The organism is Pseudomonas sp. Irchel 3F6 (assembly GCF_900187595.1).
GTDB lineage: Bacteria > Pseudomonadota > Gammaproteobacteria > Pseudomonadales > Pseudomonadaceae > Aquipseudomonas > Aquipseudomonas siliginis.
Map to the genome: position 1 here is coordinate 865833 of NZ_FYDP01000002.1, position 23116 is coordinate 888948.

Annotated in this window: 17 protein-coding genes; 16 read left to right on the forward strand and 1 reads right to left on the reverse strand. The window is 61.1% G+C overall.

Annotated elements, in window-relative coordinates:
* Positions 1 to 8 precede the first annotated feature (8 nt).
* From flgK to CKW30_RS10060, 3 genes are all read left to right on the forward strand, one after another.
* Positions 9 to 2054 carry a flagellar hook-associated protein FlgK gene (gene flgK, locus CKW30_RS10050; protein WP_056783753.1) on the forward strand — a complete coding sequence of 682 codons (2046 nt, stop codon included), beginning with the start codon at positions 9 to 11 and terminating at the stop codon, positions 2052 to 2054.
* Positions 2055 to 2067: 13 nt separating this feature from the next.
* The gene (locus CKW30_RS10055) at positions 2068 to 3636 is read left to right on the forward strand and encodes a flagellar hook-associated protein 3 (protein ID WP_095180701.1); all 1569 of its coding nucleotides are present in this window, start codon (positions 2068 to 2070) and stop codon (positions 3634 to 3636) included.
* Between the two features lie 109 nt (positions 3637 to 3745).
* Positions 3746 to 7339 carry a glycosyltransferase gene (locus CKW30_RS10060; protein ID WP_095180702.1) on the forward strand — a complete coding sequence of 1198 codons (3594 nt, stop codon included), beginning with the start codon at positions 3746 to 3748 and terminating at the stop codon, positions 7337 to 7339.
* Positions 7340 to 7719: 380 nt separating this feature from the next.
* Here the strand turns inward: CKW30_RS10060 and CKW30_RS27225 are convergent, their stop codons facing one another.
* Complete coding sequence (locus tag CKW30_RS27225; RefSeq protein ID WP_159894657.1) at positions 7720 to 8163, reverse strand: hypothetical protein; 444 nt, start codon at positions 8161 to 8163, stop codon at positions 7720 to 7722.
* Positions 8164 to 8373: 210 nt separating this feature from the next.
* On the opposite strand from CKW30_RS27225, the gene rfbF reads away from it, so the two are divergent.
* The 13 genes from rfbF to pseI are packed head-to-tail and all read left to right on the forward strand — an operon-like array spanning position 8374 to position 23068.
* A complete protein-coding gene (gene rfbF, locus CKW30_RS10070; RefSeq protein ID WP_041478997.1) occupies positions 8374 to 9147 on the forward strand; it encodes a glucose-1-phosphate cytidylyltransferase in 774 nt (257 codons plus the stop codon).
* Positions 9129 to 10211, forward strand: a complete 1083-nt coding sequence (rfbG, locus tag CKW30_RS10075; protein WP_095180704.1) for a CDP-glucose 4,6-dehydratase — start codon at positions 9129 to 9131, stop codon at positions 10209 to 10211. Before rfbF ends, rfbG begins: the two co-directional genes overlap by 19 nt.
* A complete protein-coding gene (locus CKW30_RS10080; RefSeq protein WP_095180705.1) occupies positions 10208 to 10768 on the forward strand; it encodes a dTDP-4-dehydrorhamnose 3,5-epimerase family protein in 561 nt (186 codons plus the stop codon). The genes rfbG and CKW30_RS10080 overlap by 4 nt, the downstream gene beginning before the upstream one ends.
* A complete protein-coding gene (locus tag CKW30_RS10085) occupies positions 10765 to 11991 on the forward strand; it encodes a class I SAM-dependent methyltransferase (RefSeq protein ID WP_095180706.1) in 1227 nt (408 codons plus the stop codon). The genes CKW30_RS10080 and CKW30_RS10085 overlap by 4 nt, the downstream gene beginning before the upstream one ends.
* Positions 11988 to 12839: an NAD(P)-dependent oxidoreductase gene (locus CKW30_RS10090; RefSeq protein WP_095180707.1), complete on the forward strand. Its 852-nt coding sequence runs from the start codon at positions 11988 to 11990 to the stop codon at positions 12837 to 12839. The genes CKW30_RS10085 and CKW30_RS10090 overlap by 4 nt, the downstream gene beginning before the upstream one ends.
* The gene (locus CKW30_RS10095; protein ID WP_095180708.1) at positions 12836 to 13906 is read left to right on the forward strand and encodes a class I SAM-dependent methyltransferase; all 1071 of its coding nucleotides are present in this window, start codon (positions 12836 to 12838) and stop codon (positions 13904 to 13906) included. The genes CKW30_RS10090 and CKW30_RS10095 overlap by 4 nt, the downstream gene beginning before the upstream one ends.
* 17 nt (positions 13907 to 13923) lie before the next feature.
* Entirely contained in the window at positions 13924 to 14661 is a 738-nt protein-coding gene (locus CKW30_RS10100) for a cephalosporin hydroxylase family protein (RefSeq protein ID WP_038860482.1), read from the forward strand.
* Positions 14662 to 14716: 55 nt separating this feature from the next.
* The gene (locus CKW30_RS10105; protein WP_095180709.1) at positions 14717 to 17629 is read left to right on the forward strand and encodes a TIGR00180 family glycosyltransferase; all 2913 of its coding nucleotides are present in this window, start codon (positions 14717 to 14719) and stop codon (positions 17627 to 17629) included.
* Positions 17630 to 17657: 28 nt separating this feature from the next.
* Positions 17658 to 18659 (forward strand): UDP-N-acetylglucosamine 4,6-dehydratase (inverting), encoded by a 1002-nt coding sequence (pseB, locus tag CKW30_RS10110; protein ID WP_041479004.1) that lies wholly within the window; start codon positions 17658 to 17660, stop codon positions 18657 to 18659.
* Positions 18656 to 19819, forward strand: coding sequence for a UDP-4-amino-4,6-dideoxy-N-acetyl-beta-L-altrosamine transaminase (pseC, locus tag CKW30_RS10115; protein WP_095180710.1), 1164 nt, complete (start codon positions 18656 to 18658; stop codon positions 19817 to 19819). Before pseB ends, pseC begins: the two co-directional genes overlap by 4 nt.
* 6 nt (positions 19820 to 19825) lie before the next feature.
* Positions 19826 to 20521, forward strand: a complete 696-nt coding sequence (gene pseF, locus CKW30_RS10120) for a pseudaminic acid cytidylyltransferase (RefSeq protein WP_095180711.1) — start codon at positions 19826 to 19828, stop codon at positions 20519 to 20521.
* A complete protein-coding gene (gene pseG, locus CKW30_RS10125; RefSeq protein ID WP_095180712.1) occupies positions 20518 to 22023 on the forward strand; it encodes a UDP-2,4-diacetamido-2,4,6-trideoxy-beta-L-altropyranose hydrolase in 1506 nt (501 codons plus the stop codon). Before pseF ends, pseG begins: the two co-directional genes overlap by 4 nt.
* Complete coding sequence (gene pseI, locus CKW30_RS10130) at positions 22016 to 23068, forward strand: pseudaminic acid synthase (RefSeq protein ID WP_095180713.1); 1053 nt, start codon at positions 22016 to 22018, stop codon at positions 23066 to 23068. Before pseG ends, pseI begins: the two co-directional genes overlap by 8 nt.
* Positions 23069 to 23116: the final 48 nt, after the last annotated feature.

Sequence of the window (23116 nt, forward strand, 5' to 3'; positions counted from 1 at the left end):
TCTGAACCATGAGTTTGCTCAATATCGGGATGTCGGGACTGTCGGCCAGCCAGTCCTCTCTGGCTACGACAGGCAACAACATTGCCAACGTCGACACCGCCGGTTATTCACGTCAGCAAACCGTGCAGGGCACTAAGTCCTCGCAGCAGTACGGCAGCGTTTTCATCGGCACGGGCACGACCCTGGCTGACGTGCGCCGGGTGTACAACTCGTACCTGGAATCGCAGCTGCACACCGCGACTTCGCTGGACAGCGAATCGGCTGCGTTTCTCAAGCAGGCGACGCCGCTGGATGCCATGCTGTCGGACACCAACACCGGCCTGACCGGTGTGCTGCAGAAATTCTTCACCTCGATGCAGGGCGTATCGACGTCGGCCACCGATGACACTTCGCGTCAGTCGGTGCTGACCGGCGCGCAGGCGCTGACCAGCCGTTTCAATACCCTGGCCAAGCAGCTCAACGATCAGAACACCACGATCAACGGCAGCCTCGGCGACATGACTGCCCAGGTGAACAAACTCGCCACGGCGATCGCCAATCTCAACCAGAAGATCGGCGAAATCTCCACCAGTGGCGGGGCGCCGAACGACCTGCTCGACAGCCGTAACGAAGCCGTGCGTCAGCTCTCCGAACTGACCGGTGCGCAAGTCGTCGAGCGCGGCACCAGCTTCGACATCTATGTCGGCAGCGGTCAGCCGCTGGTCATCGGCAACACCACCAACAGCCTGAGCATGGTCGCGAGCAAGACCGACCCGTCGCGCATGTCGATCCAGATGGATCGCGGTTCGAGCACCATCGACATCACTTCGGTGATCAGCGGCGGCGAAATCGGCGGTCTGCTGACCTATCGCAAGGAAGTCCTCGACCCATCGCTCAACGAGCTCGGTCGCGTGGCCCTGGTGATTGCCGATCAGATCAACAGCCAGCAAGCCCAGGGCATCGACAAGAACGGTGACTTCGGTGCGGCGATTTTCAACAACATCAACAGTGCCGCCCTGATCAGTCAGCGCAGCATTGCGAAGGATGGCAACAGCGCCGGTTCGGGCAACCTCGATGTGACCATCAAGGACACCGGCAAGCTGACCACCAGCGATTATCAGGTGACCTTCACCAGCGCTACCGATTACACCGTCAAACGTTCCGACGGCACCGATCTGGGCGCATTCAGCACCACGACCAATCCGCCGCCAGTGATCGACGGTTTCACCCTGGCCTTGAATGGCGGCGCGCTGAGCGCGGGTGACTCGTTCAAGATCACGCCGACCCGCAACGCGGCGGCGAGCATTCAGACGGTCCTGACCGATCCGAAGAAAATCGCTGCGGCAGGTCCGCTGACCGGCGTCGCCAGCGCCAACGGTCTGGGCACGTACACCCAGCCGACGCTCAGCAATAAGATCGACATCTACAACCCGACCGCCCAGGCTGACATGCAGGCGGCGCTGAAGAATTCAACGCCGGTCAAACTGGTATTCGGCGCGGCCAGCGGTGGCAGCCAGTCGTACAACCTGGTCGACGCCAAGGGCGCGACCATCGGCACCGGCACCATCGTGCCTGGCCAGTCGAACACGCTGAATTTGAAAGTCGGCATCGTCGATGCCAGCGGCAACCCGGTGATGGACACTACCGTCACGCCGAACGTGCAGAAGACCTTCACCGTGCAGACCACCGTGGGCGGCACGCCGAAAACCGGCGAGACCTTCACCATGAACCTGACCGGTGCGGCGTCTTCGGACAACCGCAACGCCCAGGCACTGGTCGCGTTGCAAACCAAACAGACCGTGGACACCGGTTCGGCGAGCAAGGGCATCAGCCTGACCGACGCCTACAACACCCTGGTGACCAACGTCGGTACCAAGACCGCCCAAGGCAAGTCCGACAGCGCCGCGACCACGGCGATTCTGGAGAACGCCAAGGGTGCCCGCGATTCGCTTTCCGGGGTCAACCTGGACGAAGAAACCGGCAACCTGGTCAAGTACCAGCAGTACTACACAGCGTCTTCGCAGATCATCAAAGCTGCGCAGGAAACTTTCGCCACGCTGATCAACAGCCTTTAAGGAGTCGTAATTCATGCGCATTTCCACCGCCCAGTATTACGGAACGCAAGCCTCGGATTATCAGCGTAACTTCAACAAGGCTGTCGCTACCGCGAGCGAGGCGAGCAGCCTGCAGCGTATCAACACCGCCGCCGATGATCCGATCGGTGCCGGGCGCTTGCTGCAGCTGGGTCAGCAGGCGGCGATGCTCGATCAGTACAAGACCAACGTCAACACCACCAAAAGCGCCTTGACCGTGCAGGAGTCCACTCTGGATTCGATCACCACGGCGTTGGCGCGAGCCAAAGAGCTGGCCTTGGCCGCGAACAACGGCACCATCACCGACAAGGATCGCCAGGCGTACGCCTCGGAACTGGGTGAGATCCAGCAGCAAGTGCTGGGCCTGATGAACGCCAAGGATGCCAACGGCAACTATCTGTTCTCCGGTTCGAAAACCGACACCGCGCCGTATTCGAAGAATTCTGACGGCACGTTCAGCTACAACGGCGACCAGACCACCATCGATCTGGGCATCGGCGACGGCATGACCGTGGGTACCAACACCACCGGTTGGGACGCGTTCCAGCAGACCATCAACACCGGCCGCACCAACACCAAAATGACTGCGCCAGCTGTGGATGACGGCCGTGTCGTGCTGTCCAACGGCACCGTCGGCACTGCCGCCACCTACGACGCCAAGTTCACCGCCGGGCAGCCGTACACCATCGATTTCGTCAGCAGCACCCAGCTGAAAATCACCGATGCCTTGGGTAACGATGTGACCGCCGAGGCCAGCCAGAACGGCTTGATCAGCAACAGCAGCGGCGCCAACCAGACCGTCAGCTTCCGTGGTGTCGACCTTAAACTGAACGTCAACCTGAAGGCAGGCGATACCAATCCGGACGCCGTTATCGCAGGGCACAGTTTTCAGCTGTCGGCCTCGCCGGACTCGTTCACCACCACGCGTAATCCGGGTAACCCGTCGACCAGCGTGATCACCGGTTCGACCATCACCGATCAGGCAGCCTACACCGCAGCGTTCCCGCAGGGCGGCGCGGTGCTCAAGTTCACCAGCGCCACCGATTTCGATCTGTATGCCGCGCCGGTGACGGCCGACAGCATGCCGGTTTCCTCGGGCACGGTTGCCGGCGGTAACGCCACCGCTGCCGGTGTGACTTTCGCCCTGGGCAGCGCGCCGGCCGCTGGTGATCAGTTCTCGATCCAGCCGAACAATCATCAGACCCAGAACGTGCTCGACACCCTGGGCCAGATGATCACCGCGCTGAATACGCCAGTCGACGGTGACCCGGTTGCCAAGCAGAAATTGCAGGGCGCGATGGAGGCAGGCCTCGGCAACATCGATGCAGCTTCCAACCAGATCGGCACGGCGGTGACCACCATTGGTGCGCGCGGCCAGGCGCTGGACATGCAGACCATCACCAATGACAGCCTGACCACGGCGAACAGCACGACCCAGGGTTCGATCCGTGATTCCGATCCGGCTGAAGTCATGACCCGTCTGACGCTGCAACAGACCATGCTGCAAGCCGCGCAACTGGCGTTCAGCAAGATCAGTCAGTTGGGGCTGTTCAACAAGATCTGATGATTGGCGGGCGCGTGCACGCCCGCCAACGTTGTCCCTCTGTTAATGATTTTTTGCGGTATCAAGGGCTCGTTTTTGCGAGCGGGCTCGTACCGCCTGTGAGCCCGCCGTGAATTCACTCCCCCTCGTCAGCATTGCCATCCCTGCGTTCAATCCGCGCTTTTTCGAGCGGGCATTGAACAGCGCCGTCAGCCAGACATACGCGCCTCTTGAGATCATTGTCTGCGACGACAGTCGTGGTCATGAGATCGAAGGGATTGTCAGCGCTGTGGCCGAGCGCTCGGGTGTTGCCGTGCGCTATGTGCGCAACCCGCGCACATTGGGCATGGTCGGAAATCTCAAGGCGTGCCTTGATCAGGCGCAGGGTGAATTCGTCAAGTTCATGTATGACGACGACCATCTCTATGCCGCCTGCATCGAGCAGCAGGCGCACGAGATGTTGCGTGAGGAAGTCAGCCTGGTGCTGGCTCAGCGGCTGTTCTGGGACGCCGACGACATCATTCTGCCGGCGCGCCTTGAAAACACTTCGTTGTCACCGGCCAGCGGTCTGTTCAAGGGTGACGACCTGCTGGGCATCTTCGAAAAATTTCCGGTCAATGTGCTGGGCGGTTTCTCCAGCGCCTTGTTTCGTCGTTCGGACCTCGTCGACTTGTTGCCGGCGCTGACTCAGGACGGCCACTGCTTTGTCGCCACCCTGGATTTCGCCTTGTACGTATGCCTGCTGCGGCGCGGCAATCTGGCGATGTCGAACACCGTGCTCAGTGCCGAGCGGCTGTATCCGGAGCGCTTGAGTGCTCAGCAGCCGATGAAAGACGCGGTCGAGGTCGAGCGCGAGTGGATTCTGCAAATGCTCAAGGCGCGCAGCGGCGAGTCGGCGCCAGCGCCGGGTTGGGTGCGCTATGTCCCGCTGACCAAGGCTGACGTAATGCCGCGCGTCTGGGAAGAGCTGCCCCTGAGCCGTACGCTGGGTACCAAGCAGAGTCGCCAGGAGTGGTGCGTCGGCATCGATAGCTGGAGCTTCGCCGAACTCTACGCGCACTGGCTGCAATGCCGCAGCCTCACTGAAGGGCAGCGCAAGTTACTGCCGGAAACTCTGGCCGCCTGGCCACAACAGCCGCGAATAGTGCCGATCGTCATTGATCCCCAGGGCAGTCGCGATGGAGTCGAGCGCACGCTTGAGGCGCTTGCTCGGCAGGACTATGCCCCTGAACTGATTCTGGTGCTGTCCGCTTCCTGTAACGAGGCGACGCTGGATGGCCGCGTGTTCCACATGCCACTGGAAGGTGACGGGCTGGGTCAGATCAACGCGTTGCTGCCCCAACTGGAGGGCGCCGACTGGTTTTACCTGTTGCAGGCCGGTGACCGGCTGATGGTGCCGGCCTTGCTGGTCATGGCTGACCGGATCGCGCACTCGCCGTCGCTCGGTTGCGTGTACAGCGATGAAGGCGGTCTGCGCGATGGTGAGTCCGTGGAACCCGCCTTCAAACCCGATTTCAACCTTGATCTGATGCGCAGCTACCCGTATGTCGGGCGCGCCTTGGCGTTCAAGCGCGAACGCTTTCTGGCGCTGGGTGGTTTTGACACGACGTTCACCGAACTGGCTCCTCACGACATGCTGTGGCGCATGGTCGAAAGCGACGGCACCCAGGTGATCGGGCATGTCGCCGAAGTTCTGCTGGAGTCGCCATTCGATCTGTCGCGGTGGTTGGCCGAGCCAGGCGTCATCGAACAGAACCCTCGTGTGCTCGAAGCGCATCTGCAACGCATTGGCGTTGCCCATGAAATCCGCCGTGGCAGTTGCCAATTGCTCAATCGTGTCGACTATCGGCACGCGCGCCGTCCGCTTGTGTCGATCATCATCGTGACCCGGGATCAGACCGCTGCCTTGCAGCGGTGTGTCGAGACCGTGCTGGAAAAAACCGCCTACGCCGAATACGAACTGCTGCTGGTCGACAACGGCAGCGAAACTGCTGAGGCCAGAGCATGGCTGGACGGCATCGCGCAATTGGGTGGTGACCGAATCCGCGTGCTGACGTACCCGCAGCCGGACAACATGGCTGCCCTGCACAATTTTGCCGTGACCAAGGCTCGTGGCGAATATGTGCTGCTGCTCAATACCTTTGCGGTGGTTACCCACGCCGACTGGCTGGACGAACTGCTCAATCATGCGCAGCGCCCGGAAGTCGGCGTGGTCGGCGCCAAGTTGTTCAACCCGGATGGTTATGTGCTGCATGCCGGCATGATTCTGGGGATGCAGGGCGCGGTCGGGTTGCCATTTTATGGACAGTCGCTGCAGTCGGACGGTTATATGTTCCGGCTGCAGGCCGCCCACGATCTGAGTGCGGTCGGCGGTGATTGCCTGATGGTGCGCAAGGCGGTTTTCGAGGCGGTGGCAGGGCTTGATGAAGAGGATTTGAAGCAGGCGCTGAACGTGGTGGATCTGTGCCTGCGCATCGGCCAGGAAGGCTACCTGGTAGTGTGGACGCCTTATGCATTGCTGGCTCAGGGCGTGCGCCCGACTGTCGAGTCGACAGCTGAGCAAGGCCAGCAACATTTGCACGAGCAGGAGATCTTCTACAAGCGCTGGCTGCCGCGCATTGCTCGCGATCCGGCCTTCAATGTCAACCTGTCCTTGCAGGGCGTCGGCGCGACGAGTTTCAGCCTTGAGCCGGGCCTGCGTACGGGGTGGACTGCTTTTTCCAGGCCGCAATTGCCTAACGTACTCGCTGTGCCGATCAATGCCTCAGCCATTGGCCATTACCGCATGAGTCAGCCGCTGATAGAGCTGGAAGCGGCGAACCGGGCCGAAGGGTGTATTCGTTACGGCTTGCCGTCGATCATTGAAATCGAGCGTCAGTCGCCGGATGTCATCGTCCTGCAAGGGCGCTATTCCCAGGGCGCGATCGATGAAATCCCGCCGCTGAAAAAATTCTGCCATGCCCGGCGCATCTTCGAGCTGGATGACTATGTGATTGATGTTCCGCATCGCAATGCGCATATCCGCAACATGCCCAGCAAGCAGGAAATGGAGCGGATGGTGCGCCAGGCGATCAGCCTGTGCGACCGCGTGGTGGTGTCGACTCAACCACTGGCCAATGCGCTGTCGGACATGCACCACGACATTCGCGTAGTCCCCAACATGCTCGCGCAAAACCTCTGGACCGGTTTGCGGGGGCAGCGCCGTACCTCGAAAAAACCTCGCGTGGGTTGGGGCGGAGGCACCAGCCACCATGGCGATCTGGCGGTGATTGCCGATGTCGTGCGTGAGCTGGCCAACGAAGTCGACTGGGTATTCTTTGGCATGTGCCCGGATGACCTGCGTCCGTACATGCACGAGTTCCACGGTGTGATTCCTCTGGACGTCTATCCGGCCAAGCTGGCCAGTCTGAACCTCGACCTGGCCCTGGCACCGCTGGAGTTTCACATTTTCAATGACTGCAAGAGCAATCTGCGTTTGCTGGAATACGGCGCCTGCGGTTACCCGGTCATCTGCACTGACACCGAAGCCTATCAGGGCTATCTGCCGTGCACGCGGGTGAAGACCAACAGCACTGATGAATGGCTGCAGGCGATTCGCATGCATCTGGCCGACCCTGACGCCAGTTATCGCATGGGTGAAGAGCTGCACGAGGTGGTCATGCGCGATTATGTGTTGCGTGGTGACAATCTGCGGTATTGGGAGAATGGCTGGCTGGCGGATTGATCGTTTATATAGGCGGCTTTTTGGGGTTGCCTTTTTTTTGGGGCCTTGGCGGCCTTGGCGGCCTTGGCGGCCTTTGGGCCGACCAGGCTGTTGGGGGTTTTGGGTGTAGATCCGTTTCTGCGGGTGTTGCTGATTACGGTTCCGCCCTTACGGCGGGTCACCTTTTTCAAACGCCAAAAAGGTAACCCAAAAGGCTTGCTCCTACGTTCGGCCCTCGCAGGCTCGGGTTCCTTCGCTGCGGGACTGATCCGGGCGCAGCGGCTCCGGTTTGCTTCGCTGCACCTCCTTCCGCTGTGTTCGACTTCGTCGAACGGTCGCTACGCTCCCACGCCCGGATCAATCCCTCCACTCAGCCTTCCGACGTCGCCGGTGGATCAAGATCAAAAGCGGTACTCGAGCTTGCGCTCATTGTTGAGTGGGGCGGCTTTGCCGCGGGCAGCTGCGCTGCTTTGATTTGCTTTGCTTTGCTTTGCTTTTGCTTTTGTGGGAGCGAGCCTGCTCGCGAAGGCGGCCTGCCGAGCAACCCGTTTCTCCCAAATGCCCACGATCCAACTGTAGGAGCTGCCGAAGGCTGCGATCTTTTGCTCTTGCTCTTGCTCTTGCTCTTGCTCTTGCTCTTGCTCTTGCTCTTGCTCTTGCTCTTGCTCTTGCTCTTGCTGTTCTGTGGGAGCGAGCCTGCTCGCGAAGGCGGCCTGACAGCCGACCCATTTCTTGCTGGATGCACGCGATCCAACTGGAGCTGCCGAAGGCTCGGGCCGCGATCGGACGATCTTTGCTCTGGCTTTTGATCTCTTGCCCCTCCACGCCCTCAGCCCGTCCGTCATTCTGTTGCCACTTCCACCGACGCCTCTATCAGCCATCTCCGAAAACCCGAGTCTGAGCTGGCGCGTTTCCTGCAAGTGCCCCGCAAATCGCCATAAAACGAGCGCTCGCGGTGTTTCCTCCTGCGCCCGTAGCGGCAGAAGGTTTGGCCAGAAGGCCTGCGACGCTCAAAAAAGCAGTGCGCAGCCCGGTGACGTACGAGAGGGGAGACGATGAAGGCAGTAATTTTGGCGGGTGGCCTCGGCACGCGCATCAGTGAAGAGTCGCACCTCAAGCCCAAGCCGATGATCGAGATCGGCGGCAAGCCAATTCTCTGGCACATCATGAAGCAGTATTCCGCCCACGGGATCCACGACTTCGTCATCTGCCTGGGCTACAAGGGCTACGCGATCAAGGACTTCTTCGCCAACTACTTCCTGCATACATCCGACGTCACTTTCGACATGCGCAACAACCGCATGGACGTCCATCAGAACTACAGCGAGCCGTGGAGTGTGACCCTCATCGACACCGGCGAGGAAACCATGACCGGTGGCCGCCTGTTGCGTGCCGCGCGTTATCTCAAGGATGAAGAGGCGTTCTGCTTCACCTATGGCGATGGCGTTTCCGACATCAATATTGCTGAGCTGGTCGACTATCACAAGGCTCACGGCCGCCTGGCGACCGTCACTGCGGTGCAGCCGCCAGGTCGTTACGGCGCGCTTGAACGGCAAGGTGACCAGGTGCTGGGTTTCACTGAAAAACCTCGTGGTGACGGTGGCTGGATCAATGGCGGTTTCTTCGTGCTGTCGCCAAAAGTGCTGCCCTACATCAGCGATGACAGCACCACCTGGGAAGCCGAGCCGTTGGCCCGTCTGGCTCAGGACGAACAACTGAAAGCCTTCGAGCACGAAGGTTTCTGGCATCCGATGGACACCCTGCGCGACAAGAACCATCTCGAAGCGCTGTGGCAGAGCGGGGAGGCCCCATGGAAGCAATGGGCCTGAGTGCGGAGTTCTGGCGTGGCAAGCGTGTTCTCGTCACCGGACACACCGGTTTCAAAGGCAGTTGGCTGACCCTTTGGCTGCAAAGCCTCGGCGCGCAGGTCAGCGGTTTTTCCCTGGATCCGTCGACTGAGCCAAGCCTGTTCGAACTGGCGCGCGTACACGAAGGCATCAACGACCAGCGCGGCGATTTGCGTGACCTCGGCGCCTTGCTGGAAATCATCGCCGAGACCGAACCGGAGATCGTCCTGCATCTGGCCGCCCAGCCCTTGGTGCGCGAGGGCTATCGCGATCCGCTCGGCACCTATTCAAGCAATGTCATGGGCACGCTGAACCTGCTCGAAGCGATTCGTCAGGTCGGCGGCGTGCGCGCCTGCGTGCTTGTGACTACCGACAAGGTCTACGCCAACAAGGAATGGCTGTGGCCGTACCGCGAAGACGAAGCCCTCGGTGGCCACGATCCTTACAGCAGCAGCAAGGCCTGCTGCGAGTTGCTCGCGCAGTCGTATGCCGCGTCGTTCTTCCCGGCGGACAAACATGCCGAGCATGGTTTGGCCCTGGCGACCGCACGCGCCGGCAATGTGCTGGGCGGCGGTGACTTTGCGCCAGAGCGACTGATTCCCGACGTATTGAAAGCATGGACCGCCGACGAGCCGGTAACCCTGCGTTACCCGCAAGCGGTGCGCCCGTGGCAGCACGCGCTGGAGCCGCTGGCCGGTTATCTGCAATTGGCTGCTGCGCTCTACGAATACGGCCCGGAATATGCTGGCGCGTGGAACTTCGGCCCGGGTGAGGCAGACATGTGCAGCGTCGGCGAAGTGGTCGAGCTGCTCGCCAACCGCTGGCCGCAGGCCCGTGGTCTGCGTATCGAGCCGAGTGAACTGCACGAAGCCGGTCTGCTGCGTCTGGACAGCAGTCGCGCGCGGCAGGTGCTCGGCTGGCAGCCGCGCTGGTCGTTGCGGGCGTGCCTGGCGCAGACGCTGGATTGGCACCTGGCCTGGCAGAACGGCGATGACATGCGCGCTGTAACTCTGGGCCAATTGAATCTGTACCGAGGCGCGCTGTGAGCGAGTTTTCCCTGAAAGCGTTGCCACTGGCCGGTCTGTTCAGCGTTCAGCACAAACGTTTCGAAGATCAGCGCGGGCACTTCGCCCGGTTGTTCTGCGAGGGCAGCCTGATTGCGTTCGGCAATGAATTTCATATCCGCCAGATCAACCACTCCTGCACCCGCGAGAAGGGCAGTGTGCGTGGCCTGCATTATCAAAATGCCAACGCACCGGAAGCCAAACTGATCACGTGCCTGCGCGGTGAGGTCTGGGATGTGGCGGTGGATCTGCGCCCGGACTCGGAGACATTTTTGCACTGGCACGCCGAGCACTTGAAGGCGGGCGATGGCCGCAGCCTGTTGATTCCGGCCGGTTTCGCTCATGGCTTTCAGACGCTTACCGCAGACGCCGAATTGCTCTATCTGCACAGCGCCGATTACGCGCCGGAGCACGAGGGCGGCTTGTCGGTGAACGATCCTCGGCTGGCGATTGCCTGGCCGTTGCCTGTCAATAATTTGTCAGCGCGCGATTCCAGCCATCCTGCGCTCGATCAACACTTTGCTGGAGTGCGTCTATGAATTGCCGTGGGTGCGCCGCACCGCTGAATCTGCCGCTGATCGACCTCGGCACTTCGCCGCCGTCCAACGCCTACGTGCACGCCGATCGCCTGGAGCAGGCCGAGCAATGGGTCCCGCTCAAAGTCGCGGTGTGCCAGCAATGCTGGCTGGTGCAGACCGAGGACTACACCAGTGCCGACAGCCTGTTCGATGCCGAGTACGCCTACTTCAGTTCGTTCTCCAGCACTTGGCTGAATCACGCCGAGCGCTATGTCGCCGAGATGAGTGAGCGCTTCGGGCTTAACGCCGACAGTCGTGTGGTCGAGATCGCCGCCAATGACGGTTACCTGCTGCAATACGTCGCCGCGCGCGGGATCCCATGCCTGGGCGTCGAGCCGACTCGCAGCACCGCACAGGCTGCACGCGAGAAAGGCCTGGAAATTCGCGAGCTGTTCTTCGGCTGCGACACCGCCACGCAATTGCGCAACGAAGGCTGGAGCGCCGACCTGATGGCGGCCAACAACGTGCTCGCCCATGTGCCGGACATCAACGATTTCCTCGCCGGCTTCGCGACGTTGCTCAAGCCGACCGGCGTCGCCACCTTCGAGTTTCCGCAACTGCTGACGCTGATGGCTGGCGCGCAGTTCGACACGCTGTATCACGAACATTATTCCTACCTGTCGCTGACCGCCGTGCAGACCCTGTGCGAGCGCAATGGCCTGGAAGTGTTCGACGTCAGCCAGTTGAGCACTCACGGCGGCTCGCTGCGCGTATTCGTGCAGCGCAAGGACGGCCGGCGCCGCGCTGTTCTCCCGGCAGTTCAGCAACAACTGCAGGCCGAACTCGCTGCCGGGGTAAAAACCCCTGAGTACTACGCGACCCTCGCGCCTGCTGCCGAACGCATCAAACATGACCTGCTGCGCTTCTTGTTGCAGGCCAAAGCCGACGGCAAACGTGTGGTCGGTTACGGCGCGGCGGCCAAGGGCAATACCTTGCTCAACTACGCCGGAGTCAAAGCGGATCTGCTGTCCTGGGTGGCCGATGCCAACCCGCACAAACAGGGCAAGTTCTTGCCGGGCAGTCGCATCCCGATTGTTGCGCCAGCGCAGATCGACATTGAGCAACCGGACTACGTGCTGGTGCTGCCCTGGAACCTGCTGCACGAAGTCAGTCAGCAACTGGCGCAGGTGCGTCAGTGGGACGGGCGCTTCGTCATCGCCGTGCCTGAGTTGAAAGTGCTGTGAAAGTTCTGGTCACTGGCGCCACAGGCTTTGTCGGTCGGCATCTGGTTGCTGCATTGCTTGAGCGCGGCTGCGAAGTCCGCGCGGTGGCGCGCAACGCAGAACCCGCGCAGGGCATGCCATGGATCAACCACGTCGAATTCGTCGCGGCAGACATTCACGCTGCCGACCTGAATGTCGTCGCGCTGACCGAAGGCATCGACGCGCTGGCGCATCTGGCCTGGCCGGGGTTGCCGAACTATCGGGCGCTGTTTCATTTCGAGCACAACCTGATGGCCGATTACCGCTTTATCAAAAACGCGATAGAGGCGGGCGTGTCGCAGGTGCTGGTGACCGGCACCTGCTTCGAATACGGCATGCAGAGCGGTCCGCTCAGCGAGTCAACCGAGCCACGGCCGAGCAATCCCTACGGTCTGGCCAAACATACGCTGCACCTGTTTCTGCAGAATCTGCAGCAGGAGCAACCGTTCACCCTGCAATGGGCGCGCTTGTTCTATCTGCACGGCGAAGGGCAGAACCCCAACAGCCTGTTGGCCGCGCTGGACCGGGCAATCGATAGCGGCGAGGCGTCGTTCAACATGTCGGCCGGTGAGCAGTTGCGCGATTTCCTCGCGATTGAAACCGCCGCGAGTCATCTCGCCGCGATCCTCCATCAGCGCGACTTTGGTGGCGTGGTCAACTGCGCCAGCGGTCAACCGGTGTCGGTGCGTGCGCTGGTCGAACGGCGCTTGCGTGAGCGTGGCGCAACCCTGGCTCTGAACCTCGGCCATTACCCGTATCCGACCCACGAACCGCTGGCGTTCTGGGCCGTTACCGAGCGCTTGCAACAGTTATTGGGAGAGTCGCCATGAGGCACGAGTTGTACCGGGCCACCGGCCTGCCGGTATTGCAGAACCGCACTTTCGCCGATGCCGAATCGGCGCGGGCCTCGGCCAGCGCCGACATGGTCCTGGTTCAGGACGAGCGTAGCGGTCTGGTCTTCAACGCCGCGTTCGATGCCGACAAGCTCAGTTATGACGCCGACTATCAGAACGAGCAGGCGCACTCCGGTCAGTTCCAGAAGCATTTAAGTGACGTCGAAGGCATCATCGGCAAGCACTTCAAGGGCCGCGAGCTGATCGAGGTCGGCTGCGGCAAGGGCTACTTTCTCGAGCTGCTCAAAAGCCTTGGCTATTCGATTACCGGCATCGACCCGGCTTATGAAGGCGAAAACCGCGAGGTGATCAAGGCGCCGTTTACGCGCGGCCTCGGCCTGGCGGCAGATGCCATTGTGCTGCGTCATGTGCTGGAGCACATCGAAGACCCGGTGAGCTTTCTGGCCGTGATCGCCGAGGCCAATCAGGGCGGGCAGATCTATATCGAAGTGCCGTGCCTGGACTGGATCCTCGAGCACAAGGCCTGGTTCGACCTGTTCTACGAACACGTCAATTATTTCCGCCTCGATGACCTGCGCCGGATGTTCGGCACGGTGCACGAGGCCGGGCATCTGTTCGGCGGCCAATATCTGTACATCGTCGCTGATCTGTCGACGTTGCGCCTGATACCCGAACAACCGGTGCCGCGCCTGACTCTGCCTGAAGATTTCAGCGCCAGCCTCGACCGTGCTGTGCAGATCATCCGCTCGGCGCCTGCGCAGGGTTCGGCGATCTGGGGTGCCTCGTCCAAAGGCGTGATCTATTCGCTGTACCTGCAACGCGCCGGCGTTGCGGTCGATCGCGTAGTCGATATCAACCCGGCCAAGCAGGGGCGTTATCTGCCGCTGAGCGGTGCGCGCGTGTCCTCGCCGCAAGAGGCCATGGATGCGCTGCCGGAAGGCGCGCACCTGTTTGTGATGAATTCCAATTACCTCGAAGAGATCAAGCGGATGACCGGTGGACGCTACGTCTATCACGCCGTCGACAGCGCTTCGTTTCAGTGACCCTTGAGATGACCAACATGACCGACAACAGCATCAACCAAGCCTTCGAAGCCGAGTGCCGCGAGCAGATCGCCCAGCAAGGTGACGACCCGAAACTGACCGGCCTGGCCCGCGATTTCTTCAACGAATCGGCCAAGCACAAATACAGCTACCACTTCTCGTGGATGGGCCGCCCGATCATCCAGCTGCCGCAAGACATGATGGCCATGCAGGAGATCATCTGGCAGGTCAAGCCGGACCTGGTTATCGAGTGCGGCATTGCCCACGGCGGTTCGATCATCTACTACGCCTCGCTGCTCGAGCTGCAAGGCCACGGCGAAGTGCTCGGCATCGACCTCGACATTCGTCCGCACAACCGTGAAGCCATCGAAAGCCACCCGATGGCCAAGCGCATCAAGATGATCGAAGGCTCAAGCATCGACCCGGCCATTGCCGCTCAGGTGCAGGCCGCCGCCAAAGGCAAGAAAGTCATTCTGGTCCTCGACTCCAACCACACCCACGATCACGTGCTCGAAGAGCTGCGCCTCTACGCGCCGCTGGTGTCGGTCGACAGCTATTGCGTGGTCATGGACACCGTGGTTGAAGACATGCCGGCCGATTTCTTCCCGGATCGTCCATGGGGCCCGGGCGACAACCCGAAAACCGCCGTGTGGAAGTACCTGGAAGAGAACCAGGACTTCGAAATCGACCAGCAATTGCAGAACAAACTGCTGATCACCGTGGCGCCGGACGGCTACCTGCGTCGCGTTCGTTAATTCGCAACATTTACCCAGAGTTGTTTCGGCGAGTCGCCGGTTGTGGAGAGAAGTTATGCAAGGCAAGTACAGTTCTGAACTGACGCTACCGCTAGATGAGCTGTTGACGGTGGTGCTCATTACCCACAACCGACCGGCGTTCCTGCGTCGGGCTGTGAAGTATTACAGCGACTTGCCCTGCAAGATCATGGTGCTCGACTCCTCGCCGGAACGTCCGGAAGGCGATTTTTCCGCCGTCGATTACCATCATGTGCCGCAATTCGCGTACTGGGGGATGCAGGCCAAACTGGCCTATGGTGTCGAGCAACTGACCACGCCGTACATGGTGCTGGCGGCCGATGACGACTTCATCCTGCATGATTCATTGGCCGAATCCGTGGGTTTCCTGCAGGCCAATCCGGATTACGGCATGTGCCACGGCTACTGCCTGATGTACCTGACGCTGGCCGGTGGCGTCAGCTACTACCGCCGCGACAAAAAGGTCCAGGAAGACTACTGCTCTGAACAGGCTCAGGAGCGGGTCATCGATTACATGAGCCAGTACATCCCGCCGTTCTATGCGGTGACCCGTACTGATCTGATGAAGACCTGGCACTCGGCATTGCCACCCGGCACCAGCTTCCAGTGGCAGGAAATCGGCCATGTCTATTTCCTGCTGGCCAGTGCCAAAGCACGGATTCTGCCGATCCCTTATGTGGTTCGGGAGATCAACTACGGTGCCTCCGAACACAGCACCGAGGTGTATCACTCGCTGACCTACGTCGATGCCAAATCGGTGGCCGAGCGTGAAGCCTTTGCCGAGTTCCTTGCCGCGCTGCCAACCCAGATCAAAGGGCTGAACGCCGAGCAGGGAAAAGCGCTTGCCCTGCAAAGCTTCGAGGCAATGGTCGACAGCCTGCAATCGAATCGAGCGCTGACTGCGGAGCTGATCATCCAGTCCACCTGGAATCAGGAGCTCAAGTACCCGGATCGTCGTTTCGGGCCTTTGCAGTACGTGGAAATGCCGTTCTACAACGAGGCATTTTTCGACCGCCTGGCGCAGTTCGAATTCATGCTGCACGCCATGCCGGCGGGGCGCATCCAACTTGAAGGCCTGGAGGGCGTCTGGACCCGTCAGGCGCACTTGCTGCAAGCACGCAACAACGACACGCCGGAAAGCGTTCTCGACCGTTTGTGGCAGGCTCACGATCTCAATGCGTTCAATCGCACCGTGATCAAGCGGCTGGCGGCTCAGCTGACTGCGATGGGCCAAGCCGAAGAGGCGCAAGCGATGCAGGCCTGGATCGAGCGTCTCGAAGCGTTGACCGTCGATGACCATCATGCGGTCATGGACAAGATGCAGTCCGGTCGCCTGCTCAACTGGCTGGCCGCACGTGCGCCCGGCGCTCACCTCGAGGCAATCGGCCAACATCTGGCGGTGAATGGCGGCGGGCCGCAGTTCGGCATTTTTCTGCTGGATCTGGACGACGACATCGACAAGCTTCAGGTGTCTCTCGACAGCTTGCTGGAAGGGCAGTGCAAGGCCTTCCGCATTGTCGTGTTCACCACCGGCGAAGCGCCCGCCGCGACCACGGCACAGAACACCCTGCATTTTGTCCGAGTGACCGCGGGCAATCTGATCGACAAGCTCAATCAAAGCGCTCGTCAATCACCGTGTGACTGGCTGCTGTTGGCTGAAGCCGGTGATGAGTTCACTGCCAGCGGATTGTTGCGCGCCAGCCTGGAGTTGATGAACGCCGGCGATTGCCGCGCGGTATCCACCGACGAAATCCAGCGTCAGGAAAACGGTGCCCTGACCGACGTGTTCCGGCCGGGCTTCAACCTTGATCTGCTGCTGAGCCTGCCAACGCTGATGGCGCGGCACTGGCTGGTACGGCGCGATGCGCTGGTCGAAATCGGCGGCTATCGCGCTGATTTCAGTCAGGCACTGGAGCTCGATGTGCTGCTGCGTCTTATCGAAGAACACGGCCTCAACAGCCTGGCTCACCTCGACGAGCCGCTATTGATCAGCCAGGCACCAGAGCTGGTCGAGAATGCTGACGAGCGCCTGGCGCTGCTGCGCCATTTGGGCAATCGCGGTTACAAGGGCAAAGTGACGTCAGCGGTTCCGGGGGTTTACCAGATCGACTACCACCACAGTGATCGTCCGCTGGTGTCGATCATTATTCCGGCGGGCAGCGATCTGGCGGTGCTGCAACGTTGCCTTGAAGGTGTGTTGCTGCGTACCCGTTACCATCACTATGAAGTGCTGATCGCCGCCACTGCGGATCAGACGGCTGAGATCAATGACTGGCTCGGGACTTACAAGCACTCCAGAGTGCAGGTGCTGCGTACTGATCGGACGTTGAGCGCAGCAGGATTATTCAACGCGGGCAGTCGTCAGGCGCGTGGCGAGTACCTGGTGCTGCTCGCCGCCGATGCGGAAGTGGTCAATCCGAACTGGCTCGACTCTTTGCTCAACCATGCTCTGCGTCCGGAGGTCGGCGTGGTCGGGCCAAAACTGATCGACCGTGATCGCAAGATCAGCCAGGCGGGATTGATCCTGGGCATGAATGGCGGGGTCGATTCGCCCTTCGTCGGTGAAGATCACGATGCCGACGGTTACCTGCACCGCTTGGCGGTGGAACAGAACTACTCGGCGGTATCGAGCGTGTGCCTGATGGTCCGCAAAGAGTTGTACGAGGCGCTCGGCGGTCTGGACGAAAGCACATTTGCCGAAGGCTTCAGCGATGTCGATCTGTGCCTGAGCGCCGGGCAAGCCGGTTATCTGACGGTATGGACTCCGGCGGTGCAAGTCATCCATCAGGGCGGTATGCCTGACGCCCCGCAAGCGCTGCTGGCCCTGCGCGAAAAATGGCCGGCGGCATTCGTTCAGGATCAGGCCTACAACGCGAACCTGAGCCTGAAGGGCAAAGGCTTCGTGCTCGATGACAATGCTTCACTGGACTGGGCACAGTTGCTCGCTTAAGCCTGGCGACAGGGACGGAATTGAAAAAATGTTCAACGGTAAATCGATCTTCATCTCCGGCGGCACCGGCTCGTTCGGGCGCAACTTCATCCGTCGCTTGCTGGAGCAATACCAGCCCAAGCGTGTGGTGGTGTTCTCCCGCGACGAGCTGAAACAGTACGAGATGCAGCAGACCTTCAATGCGCCGTGCATGCGTTATTTCATCGGTGACGTGCGTGACGCCGACCGCTTGCGTCAGGCCATGCGCGGCATCGATTACGTGGTGCATGCCGCCGCGCTAAAGCAGGTGCCGGCGGCGGAATACAACCCGACCGAATGCATCCGCACCAACGTCAACGGCGCGGAAAACATCATCGCCGCTGCGATCGATAACGGCGTAAAGAAAGTCGTCGCGCTGTCCACCGACAAGGCGGCCAGCCCGATCAATCTGTACGGCGCGACCAAGTTGCTCTCGGACAAATTGTTCGTTGCCGCCAACAACATTGCCGGCGAGCAGCAGACCCGTTTCGCCGTGGTGCGCTACGGCAACGTCGCTGGCTCGCGCGGCTCGGTGGTGCCGTTTTTCAGCAAGCTGATCGCTGACGGCGCGCAAGAATTGCCGATCACCGACGAGCGCATGACGCGGTTCTGGATCACCCTCGACCACGGCGTGCAGTTCGTCCTCGACAGCTTCGCCCGCATGCATGGCGGCGAAGTGTTCGTGCCGAAGATTCCGTCGATCCGCATCGTCGATCTGGCGCGCGGCATGGCTGAACATCTGCCGCACAAGAACGTCGGCATCCGTCCCGGCGAGAAGCTGCATGAGTTGATGGTGCCGCTGGACGATGCGCGCATGACCCTGGAGTTCGAGGATCACTACACGATTCAGCCGTCGATTCGTTTTACCAGCGTCGACGTCGATTTTGCCGTCGATAAACTTGGCGAACGTGGGCGTGCGGTGGGCGAGGATTTCGAGTATCGCTCGGACACCAACCCGCATTTCCTTTCAGTGGGGCAGATCGCCGATCTGCACGCGAAGCTGTCGGTATGATTCCTTACGGTCGGCAGAGCCTTGATCAGGCGGACATCGACGCGGTAGTCGAGGTGCTGCAATCGGACTGGCTGACCCAGGGTCCGACCATCGAACGCTTCGAGCAGGCCATGGCTGAGCGCTGTCAGGCCGATTTCGCCGTGGCGGTGTGCAACGCCACGGCGGCGCTGCACATCGCCTGTCTGGCCGCCGACCTGGGGCCGGGCGATCGCTTGTGGACTTCGCCAAACACCTTTCTTGCCTCGGCCAATTGCGGGCGTTATTGCGGCGCTGACGTTGATTTCGTCGACATCGATCCGCTGACCTGGAACCTCGATGCCTTCGCCCTTGAAGCAAAGCTCGAACAGGCCGAACGCGACGGCACGCTGCCCAAAGTCCTGGTCGCCGTCGCGTTCTCCGGGCAGAGCTGCGATATGCGCAAGATTGCCGACCTGGCGGTGCGCTACAACTTCACCGTGATCGAAGACGCCTCGCACGCGGTGGGCGCCAGCTACGCCGGGCGTCCAGTCGGTTGTGGCGACTTCGCGGCGATGACGGTGTTCAGTTTTCATCCGGTGAAGATCATCACCAGCGCCGAGGGCGGCATGGTCCTGACCAATCGCCCGGCGCTGGCCGAACGTCTGCGACGCCTGCGCAGCCACGGCATGACCCGCGATCCCGAGCACATGACCGAGCCGAGCCACGGGCCGTGGTATTACCAGCAGATCGAGCTGGGTTTCAATTATCGGATCACCGATCTGCAGGCGGCGCTGGGTCTGTCGCAGCTGCGCAAGCTGGATGAGTTTGTCGCACGTCGGCGCGAACTGGCCGCACGGTACGATCAGTTGCTTGCTTACCTGCCGCTGACCTTGCCGAGCGCGCAGCCGGAAGCCGATTCGGCGTGGCACCTGTATGTGGTGCGCGTGCAGACCGAGCGCTGCAACCTCAGTCATCGTCAGGTGTTCGAAGGTTTGCGCAGCGCTGGCATCGGCGTCAATCTGCACTACATTCCCGTGCACTTGCAGCCTTACTATCGCGAGCTGGGCTTTGCCGAGAGCGATTTCCCCGAGGCCGAGCGCTATTACGCCGAAGCGATCAGTTTGCCGCTGTTCCCTTTGCTCAGTGAGGCACAACAGGACCAGGTGGTCGAGCAACTGCGTCGGCTGCTGCTTGAGGAGTAAGGCACCGTGAGCTGCGTCGCGATCATCCCCGCCCGTGGTGGCAGCAAGCGCATTCCGCGCAAGAATCTCAAACCGTTCGACGGCGTACCGATGATCGTCCGCTCGATTCGCACGGCGCTGGAGTCAGGGCTGTTCGAGAGCGTTGTGGTCAGCACCGACGATGACGAAATCGCCGACGTCGCACGAGCACATGACGCTGAAGTGCCGTTCATGCGACCGGCCGATCTGGCCGATGATTTCACCGGTACCGCTGCGGTGATCGTGCATGCCTTGCAGCAATTGCCGACGTTCGATTACGCCTGCTGCGTGTACGCGACCGCGCCGTTGTTGCAGGCGCGTTATCTGCGTCAGGGTCTGGATTTGCTCAAGCAGCATCCGCACAAGTCGTTTGCCTTTTCGGTGTGCGGTTTCGGTTTCCCGGTGCAGCGCGCACTGACCCTCGACGAGGAGGGCGCTTTGATGTCCATGTACCCCGAATTTCGTACCACCCGTTCGCAGGATCTGCCCGAAGCGTTTCAGGATGCCGGGCAATTTTACTGGGGGCGCAGCGAAGCGTGGCTGCGTGGCGAGACGCTGTTCTCGCCAGCGAGCCTGCCGGTGATCCTGCCGCGTCATTTGGTCCAGGACATCGACACGCCCGAAGACTGGCAACGCGCCGAATATCTGTACGCCGCACTCAGAGCCGGCGGAGAACTGCAATGAGAGTGCTGATCCGCGCCGACGCCTCGCCAACCATCGGCAGCGGCCACATTGCCCGCTGCCTGACCCTGGCGCGGATGCTGCGCGGGCAGGGCAGTCATGTTGCGTTTGCCTGTCGGCGTTTGCCGGGGCATCGACTCGAAGCCTTGAATGCCGAAGGCTTCGAGACCTTTGCACTGCCCGAGCGCTATCGCGACGAAGACCCGCTGCAGGCCATCGAATCGATGTTGCCGTGGCAGTTCGATATTGATGCACTGGGCCTGCTGCTGGATGGACAGGCACCGTTCGACTGGATCATCGTCGACCATTACGGCCTCGATCATCACTGGCAAACCGCTGCCCGGCGCTGGGCGCATCGAATCGCCGCCGTGGATGATCTGGCCACGCGGCGTTACAGCGTCGATCTGCTGCTCAATCAGAACCTCTCGGGCTTGAGTGAAAACTACGCGGCGCTGCTGCCGCCAGGCTGTCGCACCTTGCTCGGCCCGCGCTACGCCATGCTGCGCGAAGAATTCAACTGCGATGCCATCGAGATCAAACCGAAGGCCCGGCGCGTGCTGGTGAATTTCGGCGGTTTCGACGCGGCGAGGCAGACTCATCATGCGATGCTGGCGCTGGCTGATTTCACTGAGTTGCAGGTGGACTTCGTCGCTGGCGCCGACAACCCGGCGTGGACGCAGATGCAAGCGTTGGCCGAGACGCGACCGAACTGGCGCCTGCACAGTTTCGTCAGCGATTTCCATCAGCGCATGACTGAGGCCGATCTGTTTATCGGCGCCGGCGGTGGCACCAGTTGGGAGCGCGCGGCGTTGGGTTTGCCGACGATCTGCATCGCCGTGGCGAACAATCAGCAGGCCAACGGCGAAGTCATGGCCGCTGCCGGTGCGCATGTGTTCATGGGTGCCCGCGAGCAGGTCAGCGTCGAGCAGTTGCGTGATGCGGTCGGCTTCGTCGTGAACAATCATTTTCTACGCCGCAGCCTCGCCGAGCGCTCGCGGCAACTGGTCGACGGACGCGGTGCCGAACGCGTGGCGGCGGCGCTGGCCGGGGCGGTGCTGAAACTGCGCCCGGCAACCCAGGACGATGCGCAGTTGCTGTTCGATGGACGCAATGCCGAAGCAGTGCGGCGCTGGTCGCTGGAAACCGGCGTCATCGACTGGGCGCAACACCTGAACTGGCTAACGGCAAGTTTGCGCAACCCGCAACGACTGCTACTGATTGCCGAGGCGGACGACGGCCCGGTCGGGGTGCTGCGTTACGACTTGCGCGGGTTCGAAGCCGAAGTGTCGATCTATCTGCTGGAAGGGCGTTTCGGCCTCGGTTGGGGCAGGGCAGTGCTCAGCCGTGGCGAAGCGTTTGTCGCTGCGCACTGGCCGCAACTGACACGCATCACTGCCCGGGTCATGCCCGCCAATCAGTCCTCATTGAAAGTTTTTCGCGACGCCGGGTTCATCCAGGAAACCTGCGCGTTCAGCCGTGTTTTGAAGGATCACCCGCATGTCTAGTTTCAAGATTGGCCACCACACCATCGGTGCCGATGCGCCGCCGTTCATCATTGCCGAGATGAGTGGCAACCATAACCAGTCTCTCGACGTCGCTTTGCAAATCGTCGAGGCGGCAGCCAAGGCCGGGGCGCATGCCTTGAAGCTGCAAACCTACACCGCCGAAACCATGACCCTGGATTTGGCTGAAGGCGAATTCTTCATCAAGGATCCGGGCAGTCTGTGGGCCGGCACGTCGCTCTACGATCTCTACGAAAAAGCCCACACACCGTGGGAGTGGCACGCGCCGATTTTTGCTCGGGCCAAGGAGTTTGGGATGCTCGCGTTCTCGACGCCGTTCGATGACAGCGCGGTGGATTTTCTCGAAAGCCTTGAAGTGCCGGCGTACAAGATTGCCAGTTTTGAAAACACCGATCTGCCGTTGATCCGTCGAGTGGCAGCGACCGGCAAACCACTGATCATCTCCACCGGCATGGCCAGCATCGCCGAACTGGATGAAACCGTGCGTGCCGCCCGCGAGGCCGGCTGCAAGGATCTGGTGTTGCTCAAGTGCACCAGCACTTATCCGGCCACGCCACTCAACAGCAATGTGCGCACGATCCCGCATCTGCGCGAGCTGTTTGGTTGCGAGGTGGGGCTGTCAGATCATTCGATGGGCGTTGGCGTGTCGGTGGCGGCGGTGGCGCTGGGCGCGACGGTGGTGGAGAAACACTTCACCCTTGATCGTTCGGCCGGTGGTGTCGACGCGAGTTTTTCCCTTGAGCCTGCGGAGCTGGCCAGTCTGGTCGTCGAAACAGAGCGTGCCTGGCAGGCCATGGGCCAGGTGCATTACGGCGTCACCGAGGCCGAGCGCAAGTCGCTGGTCTATCGCCGTTCGCTGTATGTCACCGCTGACATGGCTGCCGGTGAAGCCTTTACCGGGGACAATCTGCGCGCCATTCGTCCCGGCCTCGGCCTGCCGTCCAAGCACACCGATGCCGTCCTCGGACGCCGCGCGCGCACCGCAATCAAGCGTGGCACGCCGTTGGATTGGTCGCTGATCGAATAAGCCAATCTGCCATCGATTCGGCAAAATAGCGTGACCTGCGAGTCATAA

Coding starts and splice junctions, on each gene's coding strand:
- pseB (WP_041479004.1), top strand. CDS start 17,658: ATGTTCAACGGTAAATCGATCTTCATCTCCGGCGGCACCGGCTCGTTC.
- rfbF (WP_041478997.1), top strand. CDS start 8,374: ATGAAGGCAGTAATTTTGGCGGGTGGCCTCGGCACGCGCATCAGTGAA.
- rfbG (WP_095180704.1), top strand. CDS start 9,129: ATGGAAGCAATGGGCCTGAGTGCGGAGTTCTGGCGTGGCAAGCGTGTT.
- pseC (WP_095180710.1), top strand. CDS start 18,656: ATGATTCCTTACGGTCGGCAGAGCCTTGATCAGGCGGACATCGACGCG.
- CKW30_RS10085 (WP_095180706.1), top strand. CDS start 10,765: ATGAATTGCCGTGGGTGCGCCGCACCGCTGAATCTGCCGCTGATCGAC.
- pseG (WP_095180712.1), top strand. CDS start 20,518: ATGAGAGTGCTGATCCGCGCCGACGCCTCGCCAACCATCGGCAGCGGC.
- pseI (WP_095180713.1), top strand. CDS start 22,016: ATGTCTAGTTTCAAGATTGGCCACCACACCATCGGTGCCGATGCGCCG.
- CKW30_RS10055 (WP_095180701.1), top strand. CDS start 2,068: ATGCGCATTTCCACCGCCCAGTATTACGGAACGCAAGCCTCGGATTAT.
- CKW30_RS10095 (WP_095180708.1), top strand. CDS start 12,836: ATGAGGCACGAGTTGTACCGGGCCACCGGCCTGCCGGTATTGCAGAAC.
- CKW30_RS27225 (WP_159894657.1), bottom strand. CDS start 8,163: ATGACGGACGGGCTGAGGGCGTGGAGGGGCAAGAGATCAAAAGCCAGA.
- CKW30_RS10105 (WP_095180709.1), top strand. CDS start 14,717: ATGCAAGGCAAGTACAGTTCTGAACTGACGCTACCGCTAGATGAGCTG.
- CKW30_RS10100 (WP_038860482.1), top strand. CDS start 13,924: ATGACCGACAACAGCATCAACCAAGCCTTCGAAGCCGAGTGCCGCGAG.
- flgK (WP_056783753.1), top strand. CDS start 9: ATGAGTTTGCTCAATATCGGGATGTCGGGACTGTCGGCCAGCCAGTCC.